The organism is Campylobacter sp. JH23, from assembly GCF_017846595.1.
Classification (GTDB): domain Bacteria; phylum Campylobacterota; class Campylobacteria; order Campylobacterales; family Campylobacteraceae; genus Campylobacter_D; species Campylobacter_D coli.
The window spans coordinates 71,808-85,270 of sequence record NZ_JAEQBP010000003.1 but is presented as its reverse complement, the minus strand read 5'-3'; the positions used below and the strand labels follow the sequence as shown (position 1 = coordinate 85,270).

The 13,463-nt window shown below is 32.2% G+C and carries 12 protein-coding genes; 2 read left to right on the top strand and 10 right to left on the bottom strand.

Translation table 11 applies throughout. From position 1 onward, the window contains the following. Positions 1 to 48: 48 nt before the first annotated feature. Genes crcB through KAR88_RS03440 form a run of 7 tightly spaced genes read right to left on the bottom strand, consistent with a single transcriptional unit; the run spans position 49 to position 5,228 of the window. Positions 49 to 417 (bottom strand): fluoride efflux transporter CrcB, encoded by a 369-nt coding sequence (crcB, locus tag KAR88_RS03470; protein WP_002793521.1) that lies wholly within the window; start codon positions 415 to 417, stop codon positions 49 to 51. Next, a complete protein-coding gene (locus KAR88_RS03465; protein ID WP_025431522.1) occupies positions 411 to 1,103 on the bottom strand; it encodes a lysophospholipid acyltransferase family protein in 693 nt (230 codons plus the stop codon). The genes crcB and KAR88_RS03465 overlap by 7 nt, the downstream gene beginning before the upstream one ends. Next, positions 1,084 to 2,283, bottom strand: a complete 1,200-nt coding sequence (locus KAR88_RS03460; RefSeq protein WP_002829727.1) for an SH3 domain-containing protein — start codon at positions 2,281 to 2,283, stop codon at positions 1,084 to 1,086. The genes KAR88_RS03465 and KAR88_RS03460 overlap by 20 nt, the downstream gene beginning before the upstream one ends. Next, positions 2,280 to 2,924 carry a phosphoribosylformylglycinamidine synthase I gene (purQ, locus tag KAR88_RS03455; protein WP_002776057.1) on the bottom strand — a complete coding sequence of 215 codons (645 nt, stop codon included), beginning with the start codon at positions 2,922 to 2,924 and terminating at the stop codon, positions 2,280 to 2,282. Before purQ ends, KAR88_RS03460 begins: the two co-directional genes overlap by 4 nt. Next, positions 2,924 to 3,169, bottom strand: coding sequence for a phosphoribosylformylglycinamidine synthase subunit PurS (gene purS, locus KAR88_RS03450; RefSeq protein WP_002776055.1), 246 nt, complete (start codon positions 3,167 to 3,169; stop codon positions 2,924 to 2,926). The genes purQ and purS overlap by 1 nt, the downstream gene beginning before the upstream one ends. A gap of 8 nt (positions 3,170 to 3,177) precedes the next feature. Beyond that, positions 3,178 to 3,888 (bottom strand): phosphoribosylaminoimidazolesuccinocarboxamide synthase, encoded by a 711-nt coding sequence (gene purC, locus KAR88_RS03445; RefSeq protein WP_002776052.1) that lies wholly within the window; start codon positions 3,886 to 3,888, stop codon positions 3,178 to 3,180. 2 nt (positions 3,889 to 3,890) lie between these two features. Continuing rightward, positions 3,891 to 5,228 (bottom strand): S41 family peptidase, encoded by a 1,338-nt coding sequence (locus KAR88_RS03440; protein ID WP_025431524.1) that lies wholly within the window; start codon positions 5,226 to 5,228, stop codon positions 3,891 to 3,893. 142 nt (positions 5,229 to 5,370) lie between these two features. Here KAR88_RS03440 and KAR88_RS03435 point away from each other — a divergent pair, with 142 nt between their 5' ends. Together KAR88_RS03435 and KAR88_RS03430 are read left to right on the top strand one after the other, a co-directional pair. Beyond that, positions 5,371 to 5,652: a metal-sensing transcriptional repressor gene (locus KAR88_RS03435; protein WP_002779742.1), complete on the top strand. Its 282-nt coding sequence runs from the start codon at positions 5,371 to 5,373 to the stop codon at positions 5,650 to 5,652. Positions 5,653 to 5,786: 134 nt separating this feature from the next. Then, positions 5,787 to 8,360, top strand: a complete 2,574-nt coding sequence (locus KAR88_RS03430) for an AAA family ATPase (RefSeq protein WP_060789935.1) — start codon at positions 5,787 to 5,789, stop codon at positions 8,358 to 8,360. 42 nt (positions 8,361 to 8,402) lie between these two features. Here the strand turns inward: KAR88_RS03430 and KAR88_RS03425 are convergent, their stop codons facing one another. Genes KAR88_RS03425 through alaS form a run of 3 tightly spaced genes read right to left on the bottom strand, consistent with a single transcriptional unit; the run spans position 8,403 to position 13,414 of the window. Beyond that, complete coding sequence (locus KAR88_RS03425) at positions 8,403 to 10,334, bottom strand: penicillin-binding protein 1A (protein ID WP_060785233.1); 1,932 nt, start codon at positions 10,332 to 10,334, stop codon at positions 8,403 to 8,405. Continuing rightward, entirely contained in the window at positions 10,331 to 10,882 is a 552-nt protein-coding gene (gene maf, locus KAR88_RS03420; RefSeq protein WP_002779739.1) for a septum formation inhibitor Maf, read from the bottom strand. The genes KAR88_RS03425 and maf overlap by 4 nt, the downstream gene beginning before the upstream one ends. Before the next feature lie 3 nt (positions 10,883 to 10,885). After that, on the bottom strand, positions 10,886 to 13,414 hold the full coding sequence (alaS, locus tag KAR88_RS03415) for an alanine--tRNA ligase (RefSeq protein WP_002822730.1): 2,529 nt from the start codon (positions 13,412 to 13,414) through the stop codon (positions 10,886 to 10,888). Positions 13,415 to 13,463: the final 49 nt, after the last annotated feature.

Sequence of the window (13,463 nt, the reverse complement as noted above, 5' to 3'; positions counted from 1 at the left end):
ACAGATATTTTAGCAAAAAATACAAATTCTAAGGTAAATTTCAAGAGCTTACTTAAAAATTATAAAACCAAGCCAAACTGCTATCAGGCAAAGGATTATATTTAATAAAATATTTAAAGAAAAATTAAAATAATTTCCACTTTGTAAAAGCAGTAAATTTTCATAAGAAAATGTAGAAAAAGTTGTAAAAGCTCCTAAAAATCCTGTACTTATAAAGCTTTTGAGCGCAGGAGATAAACCCTTATGATGTGTATAAGAAAACAAAAGCCCCATCATAAAAGATCCTAAGACATTAACAAAAAGAGTACCAAAGCTTATAGAATGGGGTAAAATTTTATTTATCAAATTGATAGAAAGCATTCTTAAAACCGCCCCTATAAAACCCCCAAGACCAACAACTAAAATGGTATTTAGCAAAGCTTAGCTCTTTCTTGATCTAGTAATTCTTGCATTTTTTTTCTAGTATTTTCAAGCCATTTTTTATCACTCGTATCCACTAAATCCATGCAAATGATTTTCAATACTCCAGAACTAGCACTAAAACTTTTAGTGTCTAAAATTTTCGCAGAATCAACAATCAAAATAGGCTGCACTTTTAAATCAAGCTTTTCACTTAAAATTTTAGCACCACTTTGAAATTTAAGCAATTTTTCATTCCTAGAACGCGTTCCTTCAGGAAAAATCGCCAAAACTCTATCTTCACTAAGCCTTTGTTTAGCTTCTTTTAAAACACGCACCAAATCGCGTGGATTTTTTCTATCTATGCAAAGAAGTTTAGGTTTTTTAATGGCAATTTTAAAAAGAGGAATTTCGCCTAATTCTTTTTTGGCAATCCAACATAAATTTTTAGGATACAAATCCTCTAAAGCTATGATATCTAAGGTACTTTGATGATTCATTAAAATCATATTTGCTTTAAGATCAAATTCCCCTATGACTTCATATTTGCAAAAAAGAATATTTTTTTGAAATCTAGCCCAAGATTTTCGAAGTTTCCAAAGCGTATCTTGAGATTTGATAAAACAAAAACATAGCACAACAAAAGCTACGCTTATAATAAAAAAGAACCAAAAATATAAAGCTTTAATTTTTTTGTAAATCACTACTTTCAACCCATCCTATCTTATCATCGCGAAAAAGCACTTTAACATAATGAAGTCTTTTGCCTAACACCTCAACCTTTTCGTTAGAATTTGCTGTATAAAAATAAGTTGATGATTCAGTTGGTAAAATTTTAGCCCTAGAACCCGCTTTTAAAATTGCATTTTCTGTGTTAGTATCTACAAGAAAACCAAGTATAAAACATAAAAGCGCTCCTGCTAAAATAAAATAATTTTTCTTCCAAACAAACCATAATGCCAAAATAAGAGTCAAAGCCCAAAGAGCATATTGTTTATAAATATTAAAATCCCTATTTGTAGGATTTAAATCGCTTTGAGTGCTCACCTCATCATCGCTGATTTTAAGCTTAAAGCTCATATTTTCCATTTTTTTAGTATCTTTGTTAAAATAAGAAAATTCAAAATCTGTTTTAGTCGATGGAAAAATAGCATAATAAAAAGCATTAGAAGAATTAAAATCACCCTTTAAATTTTCAATACCCTGTTTCTCGACTCCATTTACAAAAAAGCTCTTAAGATTTGCATTTGTGGCGCTTAGTTCAATCATTGTAATAATGCTTGAATCATCAAAATAACTGGTTTTGATTTTTTTAACCTCCAAGGAACTTGCCACAAGATGTGAAAAATTTTTATTATTAGGTGTATTTTCAAAATGGATAGCACCTATACTAATACTAGCACTTTGAAAAATTTTTCCATTTCTTAAAAGGCTGACTGAAATCTGTTCTAAATTTGCATTTGAAGTTTTAGCCTCAAACCACAAAACAGTCCTATAATCGCCTTTAATATATTCCCATTTTAAATCAGGATTTAAAAAGATCAAGTCCTTGCTTTTTTGCAAAGTGATGTTAAAATCAAAATTTGTATCCTCTGTAATCTTAGCATGAAGAACTATGGGAAATACTTCTCCAACATATACTTTATTAACATAATCATCAGTAGTAAGAACTAATGAACTTTGAGGTATAAAAGGATCATATATATTACTATCAAAATCGGAATTTTCATCACTTGGAGCGATATTTTGATAGATTTGCTGTTCCTCTTTTGGAAGTTTTTGCAATTCTCTTTGCATATTTTCATCTTGACCATCAAAAACAGAAATTTCACTTCGAGCAAAAAGACTCAGACAAACAAAAACTAAAAAAAATATTATTCTCACATAAAACCTTCGAGCATTCTTAAGCCTATATCATTACCTAATATTTTATCGCAAGCGCGCTCTGGATGAGGCATAAGGCCAAAAATTTTTTTATTTTCATCACAAATTCCTGCGATATCCAACACAGAGCCATTAGGATTTGGTTCGTATTTTAAAAGAATTAAATCTTTATCTTGCATTTTTTTCAAGGTAGCTTCATCTGCATAATAATTTCCTTCACCATGAGCAACAGGAAGATTGATAATTTCATCTTTTTGAAAATTCTTTAAAAAAACATTATCATTTGAAACAACTCTTAAATTTTGATTTTTGGAGATAAAACTTAAATTATTATTGTGCTTCATAGCACCTTCTAAAAGTCCACTTTCAAGCAAGATTTGAAAGCCATTGCAAATTCCTAAAATATATCCTCCTCTTTTCGCATGTGCGATAACACCTTGCATAGCAGGAGCGATTTTAGCAATGGCTGCACATCTTAGATAATCTCCATACGAAAATCCTCCAGGCAAAACCACTAAGTCTGCATCAATTTCTTTTTCTTCATGCCAAATGATTTGTGCTTTTACACCAAGTTTTTCAAAAGCATATTGGGTATCAAATTCGCAGTTTGTTCCAGGAAATCTAATAATAGCAACTTTCATCATTTCTCACTTACAATAAGCTCATAATCTTCGATTACACTATTTACCAAAAGCTCTTCACACATACTTTTCACGCGTTCTTTTGCTTTTTGTTCATCACTCTCATCTAAATCAAGCACGATTTGTTTGGCTACTCTTGCTTCTTTGATTTCATTAAAATTTAAAGAATGTAAAGCCTTTTCTATAGCTTTTCCTTGAGGATCTAAAACACCATTTTTTAAAAAAACATTGACAAGTATTTTCATGATATTCCTTAGTTTAAAATTCTTTTTAAAACTTCTTCATAGGCCATTTTAACATTTCCTAAATCTTGACGAAATCTATCTTTGTCTAGCTTTTCATTGCTAAATTTATCCCAAAATCTACAGCTATCAGGACTGATTTCATCGGCTAAAACAAGCTCATTGTCTTTAGTTAAACCTAGCTCAATTTTAAAGTCAATAAGTCTTAAATTTTTAGCATCAAAAAAAGGAGTTAAAATCGCATTGATTTTTTTAGCCATTTCTTTAATTTCTTTAATCTGTGCTTCATTTTGTACTAAATTTAAAATCAAACAATGCTCATCATTGATAAAAGGATCTCCTAACTCATCGTTCTTAAGACAAAATTCCACCAAAGCAAAAGGCAAAACTGTGCCGTCTTTAATACCCAATCTTTTTGTAAGTGATCCTGTTGCAACATTGCGCACTATAACCTCAATAGGCACAATTTTGCATTTTTTTACCACTTGCTCATTATCACTAATGGTTTCAACTAAATGAGTTTTTATGCCATTTTTTTCAAGCAAATGAAAAAGTTCTGTGCTGATTTTGCAATTTAATGCACCCTTTCCACTTTCACTTCCTTTTTTTTCAGCATTAAAGGCTGTTAAATCGTCTTTAAATTCGCTTATAAGAAAATTTTCATCTTCGGTTGTATAGAGTTTTTTACCCTTACCTTCATAAAGTAATTCTTTTTTTTTCATAATTATTGTCCTTGTTTAATATTTAATATTTTAATGGTATCTATGGCAGATTTTAACTGCGCATCATCATTAATTTGCTTTTGAGTAATGATATTTTTATCATTTTTTTGCTCTTTTTTGTCTTCTTTTTTCTCATTTTTATCAAGTTTTTCCAATTCACTTTCTAAATGCTGCTTTAAATCACTTTCTTTGATATTAAAGCCATCTTCTTGAGTATTAACTTTTCCTGGAAATACTTCAATATCAGGTTTTACACCTACTGCTTGTATAGTGCGCCCACTTGGCAAATAATATCTTGCAATAGTAAGTCTTAAAGCTTCAGTTTCATTGATCGGAATAATTTGCTGAACACTGCCTTTTCCAAAAGTATTTTCTCCTACGATTATAGCTCGCTTAAGATCTTGCAAAGCCCCACTAACAATCTCACTAGCACTCGCACTTCCGCCATTCACAAGCACTACTAAAGAACTGTTAGAAATTTTATTTTTTGGATTTGCTGTATACTCTTGATTTTCACTTGTAACGCGTCCTTTTTGAGAAACAATTACTCCTTTATCTACAAATAAATTAACAAGCCCTGTAGCTTGATTTAAAAGACCGCCAGGGTTATTTCTTAAATCCAAAATTACACCCTTTACATTAGGATGTTTTTTAAGCTCTTTACTTGTCATGTCCACAACATTTTTATCAAAATTCGTAACTCTTAAATAAAGTATATTTTCATCTTCGATAAGCTTTGCATAAACACTTTCTACTTTGATAATATCACGCGTTAAAGTAACATCAAAAGGCTTAGTTGCTCCTTTTCTAAATATAGTAAGAGTGATTTGCGTCTTTGGTTTTCCGCGCATTTTATCCACTGCATCGTTTAAATTGATTCCCAAAGTAGCCTCATCATTGATTTTTAATATTATATCGCCTGATTTAATCCCAGCTTTATCTGCTGGAGTTCCCTCTATAGGAGAAATAACAGTCAAGGCGCCATCTTTCATACCTACAGTGATCCCAAGTCCACCAAATTCACCACTTGTTTGAATTTTCATATCATTAAAATCTTTTTCATTTAAAAAAGAAGAATGCGCATCAAGATTGCTCAAAAGTCCAGAAAGTGATTTATCAATCAAATCTGTAATATTTTCATCATCTACATAATACTGCTCAACTATAGCCAAAGTTTTAGTCAATTTATCTAAAGACTCTAAGCGTTGTTGCATTAAATCAGATGGATTCTTTGGTTTTGCTTGTAGGTTGCTTGCTAAAAAAACACAAAGAGCCAAAGAGCCTGTAAAACCTGTAATAGCGGCTAGAAATCTTTTACTACTCAAAATGAACTCCAAAATTAAATATTTTAAGCCCAAATTTTAATAACTTTTGCTTAAAAATTCGTAAATAATACTAAATTTGTTATAAGTTTAATGGATTTAAAAAAATTAATGCTAAAATATTTTATATTTTTTAATTTCAAAGCAAGAAAGAATATAAATGAAACACACTCATACGCATTCTCCAAAACATATCAAAGCCATAAGTAATCGTTTAAGTCGCACTATAGGACATTTAGAAGCTATTAAAAAAATGGTTGAAAGAGATGAGGATTGTAGTGATATTCTTATCCAGCTTGCTGCGGTTAAAGCAGCGGTTAACAATACCGCTAAAGCCATACTTAAAGAACATTTAGCCCATTGTATGTATCATGCGGTGATGGAAAAAGATACGCAAAGCATAGAGGATTTAAACAAGGCTATTGATATGTTTGTAAAATAGCTATTTAAGTGCTTAAAATTCAATACTTTCTAAAATATACTTAATTTTATTGCAAAAATTTTATAAAATAACTTGACATTATTTGACTAAAGTTATATAATACTTCATATATAAAACTTGAAAAAGGATATACAATGGCAAATATACAAGAATTTTTAACCGACAATATGCTTTCAAACCTTGAAAGTGCAGCGTCTTTGGCGATTCATTCTAAAAATAATGAAGTTGTCCCTTTACATCTTTTATGGGCTTTAAGCGTAGATAGTACAAGTATTTTAAATCAAATTTTAAATAAATTAAATATTTCTAAAGAAGCCTTAGAACTTGAAATCAAAAGCAGAATTTCAAATCTTGCAACAAGCTCTAATGTCAATCGTGAAAATATGCGTTTTTCTAATGAATTTATCAATTCCTTAGAAAGTGCTAAAGGACTTATGAGTGCCAATGGTGATAATTACTTAAGTGTAGATACTTGGCTTATAAGCGAAAGCGAAAAAAATCCTATTAGAGAAATTTTAGCCAAATTTATAGATATTAAAGAATTTCAAAAAGAGCTCCAAAATTTAAGAGCAGGACGCAAAATCGAAAGCAAAACAAGTGATGAAACCCTAGATAGCTTAAATAAATTTGGTATAGATTTAACCGCAAAAGCAAGTGAAGGAAAGCTTGATCCTGTTATAGGCAGAGAAGAAGAAATCGAACGCTTAATGCAAATTCTTATACGCAAAACAAAAAACAACCCTATACTTTTAGGTGAACCAGGAGTAGGAAAAACAGCGATCGTAGAAGCTTTAGCACAAAGAATTATCAAAAAAGATGTGCCAAAATCTTTACAAAATAAAAAAGTCATAGCTCTTGATATGAGTGCATTGATCGCAGGAGCAAAATATCGTGGAGAATTTGAAGATAGATTAAAAGCGGTGGTAAATGAGGTCATTAAAAGTGAAAATATCATACTTTTTATCGATGAAATTCACACCATAGTAGGCGCAGGAGCAAGCGAAGGAAGTATGGATGCTGCAAATATTTTAAAGCCGGCACTTGCAAGAGGCGAACTTCACACCATAGGAGCAACCACTCTTAAAGAATATCGTAAATACTTTGAAAAAGATGCGGCCTTGCAACGCCGTTTTCAACCTGTAAATGTAGGCGAACCTAGCGTAAATGAAGCTTTAGCAATGCTAAGGGGTATTAAAGAAAAACTTGAAATTCATCACAATGTCACCATCAATGATAGTGCTTTAGTAGCGGCAGCTAAGCTTTCAAAACGCTATATTGCCGATCGTTTTTTACCCGATAAAGCAATTGATTTAATCGATGAAGCTGCGGCTGAACTTAAAATGCAAATTGAAAGCGAACCAAGCTCTTTGAGAAAGGCACGCAAAGACATAGAAACTTTAGAAGTAGAAAATGAAGCTCTAAAGATGGAAAATGATGAAAAAAATCAAAAAAGACTAGATGAAATTGCCAAAGAACTGGCCAATTTAAAAGAAAAACAAAGTGCTTTAAATTCACAATTTGAAAATGAAAAAGCAGTTTTTGATAGCATAAGCGCAAAGAAAAAAGAAATCGATAGTCTTAAAAACGAAGCTGTTTTTGCAAAAAATAAGGGTGAATTCCAAAAAGCTGCAGAATTAGAATATGGCAAAATTCCAGAATGCGAAAAAGAAGTGGCAAATTTAGAAGAAAAATGGAAAAAAATGAGCGAAAATGGAGTCTTGCTTAAAAATCAAGTGGATGAAGATTTGGTTGCTGGAATTTTAAGCAAATGGACAGGAATTAGCGTGCAAAAAATGCTGACTTCAGAGAAGCAAAAATTTTTGGAAGTAGAAAAACACTTAAAAGAAAGTGTGATTGGGCAAGATAAGGCTCTAAGCGCTTTAGCAAGAGCTATCAAACGCAATAAAGCAGGATTAAATGCAGACAATAAGCCTATAGGAAGCTTTTTATTTTTAGGGCCTACAGGAGTAGGAAAAACACAATCTGCTAAGGCTTTGGCGAAATTTTTATTTGATGATGAAAAAGCAATGATTCGCTTTGATATGAGTGAATTTATGGAAAAACATAGCGTTTCAAGACTCTTAGGAGCGCCTCCAGGTTATGTAGGGCATGAAGAAGGCGGAGAGCTTACTGAAGCGGTGCGTAGAAAACCTTATAGCGTGCTTTTATTTGATGAAGTCGAAAAAGCCCACAAGGATGTGTTTAATGTACTTTTAGGAATTTTAGACGATGGTAGGGCAACTGATAGCAAGGGTGTAACTGTGGATTTTAAAAATACCATTATTATTTTAACTTCTAATATCGCCTCAAGTGCTATCATGAATTTAAGCGGAAAAGAACAAGAAGATGCGGTAAAAAATGAGTTAAAAAATTTCTTTAAACCTGAATTTTTAAACCGCTTAGACGATATCATCACCTTTAATCCACTTGGAAAAGATGAGGCATATGAGATAGTTAAACTTTTATTTAAAGACTTGCAAAAAAGTTTGGAAAATAAGGGTATAAAAGCAAGTCTTAGTGAAAATGCTGCGCTTTTAATCGCTAAGGACGGATTTGATCCTGACTTTGGTGCTAGACCTTTAAGAAGGGCTATTTATGATTTAATCGAAGACAAGCTAAGCGATATGATACTTGCAGACAAGCTTAATGAAAATGATGAGATTGTTATCGATGCAAAAAATGATGAGATTGTTATCGAAAAAGCTTAACTCTTTTAGAAGAAATAGATTTTTCTATTTCTTCACATACTTTTAAAATAAAATCTCACTTTCATTAAATTTCATATTCGCTCTTGGCAGAGGTGATTTGATAGTATAATAAGCATTTTGCCCCTTATAACTTCCTCTATATACCCCATTTGGAATGCTGAATTTTCTTGTAGCATCAGGAAATTTCTCTAAGTATTTATTTAAAAATTCCTTAAACACGGGAGCAGAAGTCCTAGCCCCACCCTCTGTATAACGCATAGGCTTATTATTGTCATTTCCATACCAAATCAAAGCTTCAATCTCAGGTGTTAAGCCACAAAACCAAGCATCGATATTTTTATTGGTAGTTCCTGTTTTGCCTGCTATTTCTATGCCTTCAACCCTTGCATTGCGTCCTGTACCATGCTCTACAACATTTCTCATCATATCCAAAACCAAAAAGCTTTGCGCTTCATCGCTCACTCTGTATTCATTTGAGTTAAATTCCATAATAATTTGATCATTTCTATCTTGTACTTGCTTAATGATTTGTGGCTCTTTTATAACTCCATAATTTCCAAACATAGTATAAAATTTAGAATACTCCAAAGGAGAAATTCCAAAGCTTCCTAAAACAATCGATAAATTAGCCGGAATATCCCTAAAGCCAAATTCTACAAGCTTTGAATGAAGCACATCAAGTCCCATACCAAGAGCAAGATTGATAGTAGCTAGGTTTCTTGAACGTGTTAAGGCTTCTTTTAGGGTAATCAAGCCAAGGAATTTACCTCCATCATTTTTAGGTTTCCAGTCTTTATTATCCCCTGCTCCACCTTCAAAAATTCTAGAAATATCTGCAATCTCACTCATAGGCGAATAGCCTAGATTAATAGCTGCTTGATACACAAAAGGTTTAAAGGAGCTGCCTGGTTGTCGTGTGCTTTGAGTAGCTCGGTTGTAATTACTTTTTTCATAATCAACCCCACCCACTAAGGCTAAAACATCTCCACTTTGATGATTAACCACCACCATAGCTCCATTTAGCGTACTTAAATTTGCATCCTTATCACGCTTTACTATTTCATCATAACCAAATTTTAAGGCATTTTGAGCCATTTCTTGCACATCTAAATCTATATTTAAAGTGATTTTATAGCCGCCTGTTTTAAGATCTTTAATGCTAGGACTTAATTGCTTAATCACCTCATCTACAACATAAGGAGCTGCATTTTGCGTTAAAGTATCATCATAAACTTGAGGAATTTCTTTCATAGCTTCATCATATTCTGCTTTAGAAATCCAACCTAATGTATACATTCTTGCTACAACATTATTTGCCCTTGCGATAGAAAGATCTAAATGTTTTGTAGGATCATAGCTACTTGGTGCTTTTGGCATACCCACAAGCATAGCAATCTCTTTAAGGCTTAACTCATTTAGATTTTTATGAAAATATCCTTGCGCAGCTGTTTTAACCCCATAATATCCATGTCCAAAAAAGATATAATTTAAATATCTTTCCAAAATTTGCTCTTTGCTTAAAATTGTTTCCATTTTATAGGCGAGCAAGGCTTCGCGAATTTTACGAGTGATAGTTCTTTCAGGGGTTAATTCTGTATTTTTGATAAATTGTTGAGTAAGCGTTGAAGCTCCCTCCATGGTTTTTCCACCACTTCTTATAATTTTAACAATAGCCCTAAAAATAGCATCAATATTTACCCCATCATGTTCAAAAAAGCTAGTATCTTCTATAGCTACAAGAGCTTCTATAAGACGCGGGGGTAATTCTTCATAGCTTGCATAAAAACGATGTTGTTCAAAGATATTGGCTACTAATTTTCCATTTCTATCGTAAATTTGCGTTGTAAGTGGAGGTTTATACTCTTTAAAAGTATATCCTTGAGTATCTGCATTTGCAAAAAGATAGGCCACATAAATAAATACAGCGATCAAACACACAACAAAAAATGAAAATATATATTTTAAAATTTTCATAAATAAGCCTTTAAATTTTGAGTATCAAGTCCTAAAGCGGTGTTTAAATTTCCCTCTTGTTTAATGATATAGTTTTTATGAAAACCCTCACACATAATCGCCCCTGCTTTACCCTTATAAAATCCATTTTCTACATAGTCTTTTAAATCACGAGGATCAAATTTTGAAAAATAAAGCGTTGTTTTTGAAAGAGAGAAAACTCTTTTTTTTAAATTCTTTAACAAAAAAGCACTTAAAATACTAGCACATTTTCCATCTTGTAAATCAAGCATTTCACAAGCTTCTTCTTTGGTATTTGCCTTAGTAAGAATTTTATCTCCTATGCAAACTATGCTGTCTGCAAAGAGTAAAGTTTCATCTTTAAATTTCTCTTCATAAGTCGTGCAAAATTGTCTTTCTTTCTCTAAGACGATTTTTTGCACATAAATACTAGGCTTTAAATTTTTGTCTAAATTTTCATCATAGTCAAAGCTTATTTGTTGAAATTCAATCTTTGCCTCTTTGAGCAAATTCGATCTAGAAACAGAACTTGAAGCAAGAATTAACATTGCTTAAAGTCCTTTTTGGATCAAATCCAAAGCCTGTTTTAAAGCTTCATCTATCTTGCTTATATCTTTACCGCCTGCTGTAGCAAAATCATCTCTTCCGCCGCCATTGCCACCTAAAATTTGAGCAATATTTTTAACCAAATTTCCAGCTTTTAAAGGACAATTTTTCACACCTGCTGCAAGGGTTATCTTATCATCTTTTGTTTGTATTAGTAAAATAGCAGCTTTTTCAAATTTGTTTTTAAATTCATCAATCATGGTTTTTATATCACCGCTTTCTACGCATTCAACGCAAATTTGAACTCCATTGATATTGCTTGAGTTAAGTTGTGATTTGTTAGAATTTTTAAGCTCGTTTTTTAATTTTAGAATTTCATTTTTAAGTTTTTTTACCCCAAGACTTAAATCATTGCTTTTAAGCTCTTCTTTAAGGTTTAGATTTTCATTCATAAAAGTCTTGCAAAATTCTAAAGCTGCTCTTGAAACAACCGCTTCTATACGCCTTACACCTGCACTTACACCACTTTCTTTAACTATGTAAAAACTTCCTATTTGAGCTGTATTTTTTACATGAGTTCCTCCGCAAAGCTCTTTACTTTCACCTAAGGTTAAAACGCGTACATTACCTTGATATTTTTCATTAAATAAAGCAATAGCTCCACTTTTTTTAGCATCTTCTAAAGGCATATTTTCTAAAATTGCTTCGCTTGAGCTAATAATCATTTCATTAACTCTTTTTTCAATACTTTCTAATTCTTCCTTGCTTAAAGCTTTGTGATGAGTAAAATCAAATCTTAATTTATTGCTTTCAACCAAAGAACCTGCTTGACTGATATGAGAACCCAAAATTTCTCTTAAAGCGTGATGTAAAAGATGAGTAGCTGAATGATGGCGTGCAGTTTGTTCTCTTTTGTCGGTATCAATTTTTGCTATTATCTTATCATTAAGCTTGATTTCTTCATTAGCTTTTACAAGACTAAGATTGAGATTGAAAAACTTTTGAGTATCTAGCACTTCGCTAGTTCCTATATATCCTGTATCAGCAATTTGCCCCCCACTTGTTGCATAAAAAGGAGTATTATCAAGCATAACCCAGCCTAGGCCTTTAAGACTTGAAACTTCTTTAAAATCTTCATCCAAAAGAGCTAAAACGGTGGCTTGACATTCTGTTTTTTCATAACCCACAAAGCAATTTTCTCCAAATTTTTCAAGTAAATTTTTAAAATCTCCACTTACTACCTTATCGCCGCTTCCTTTCCAAGAAGCTTTTGCACGATTTTTTTGTTCATTCATCAATTCTTCAAATTTAGCTTCATCTACCACAAGATTTTTTTCTCTTAACATATCTTGCGTTAAATCAAGTGGAAAACCATAAGTATCATAAAGCTTGAATGCAACCTCTCCGCTAAAAACTTCTTTGGTATTTTTAAGCTCTTCATTAAAAATTTCAATACCGTTTTCTATAGTGCTCAAAAATCTCTCTTCTTCTAAGCAGATTTGCTCTTTTATAAAATCTTTCTTTTCATTAAGATAGGTATAATGCTCACCCATAAGCTTGCAAACTACATCAACTAAATTATACATAAAAGGTTTTTTAAGCCCCAATAAATACCCATGTCTTAAAGCACGGCGTAAAATACGGCGTAAAACATAACCCCTACCCTCTTTATCAAAACTCGTTCCTTGAGCGAGCAAAAATACACTCGATCTTATATGATCAGCGATAACTCTAAAGCTAGCTCCACTTTCATAAATATAAGTTTTACCACAAAGTTTTGCAATTTCATCGATAATAGGCATAAAAAGCGAGCTATCAAAATTGCTAAATTTACCCTCTTTGATAGCTGTAACCCTTTCAAGCCCCATTCCTGTATCAATACTTGGTTTTGGCAAAGGCGTAAGTTTACCATCAGCACTTCTTTCATACTGCATGAAAACAAGGTTCCAAATTTCTAAGAACCTATCTCCATCTCCACCCATATAATCTTCTTCGCCATTAAAATACTCTTCGCCTTGATCATAAAAAATCTCACTACAAGGACCACAAGGACCTGTATCGCCCATTTGCCAAAAATTATCCTTATCGCCAAATCTATAAATTCTTTCTTTTTGGATATGTTTTTGCCACAATTCAAACGCTTCATCATCGCTTTCATGTACGGTTACATAAAGTCTATCTTTAGGAAGTTTTAATACCTCGGTTACAAATTCCCAAGCATAAGCGATAGCTTGTTCTTTAAAATAATCCCCAAAGCTGAAATTTCCTAACATTTCAAAAAAAGTATGATGGCGAGCGGTATAGCCTACATTATCTAAATCATTGTGTTTTCCCCCTGCTCTTATACAAGTTTGGCAACTTGTTTTGCGTGGTGGATTTGGACGAGGCACTTCTCCTATAAATATACTTTTAAAAGGCACCATTCCTGCATTTGTAAAAAGCAAGGTTGCATCATCAGGAACTAAAGGACTTGAAGGGGTGATTTCATGACCCTTAGACTTAAAAAAATTTAAATATTCACTTCTAACATCCATAAGATTTTCCTAAGAAATTTTTATAAAAGCATATCATACCAAAATTACT

Bases quoted from the DNA above. Each gene is read 5' to 3' on its own strand.
- purQ (WP_002776057.1), bottom strand. From the start codon at position 2,924: ATGAAAGTTGCTATTATTAGATTTCCTGGAACAAACTGCGAATTTGAT.
- purS (WP_002776055.1), bottom strand. From the start codon at position 3,169: ATGAAAATACTTGTCAATGTTTTTTTAAAAAATGGTGTTTTAGATCCT.
- purC (WP_002776052.1), bottom strand. From the start codon at position 3,888: ATGAAAAAAAAAGAATTACTTTATGAAGGTAAGGGTAAAAAACTCTAT.
- KAR88_RS03435 (WP_002779742.1), top strand. From the start codon at position 5,371: ATGAAACACACTCATACGCATTCTCCAAAACATATCAAAGCCATAAGT.
- KAR88_RS03430 (WP_060789935.1), top strand. From the start codon at position 5,787: ATGGCAAATATACAAGAATTTTTAACCGACAATATGCTTTCAAACCTT.
- KAR88_RS03425 (WP_060785233.1), bottom strand. From the start codon at position 10,334: ATGAAAATTTTAAAATATATATTTTCATTTTTTGTTGTGTGTTTGATC.
- maf (WP_002779739.1), bottom strand. From the start codon at position 10,882: ATGTTAATTCTTGCTTCAAGTTCTGTTTCTAGATCGAATTTGCTCAAA.
- alaS (WP_002822730.1), bottom strand. From the start codon at position 13,414: ATGGATGTTAGAAGTGAATATTTAAATTTTTTTAAGTCTAAGGGTCAT.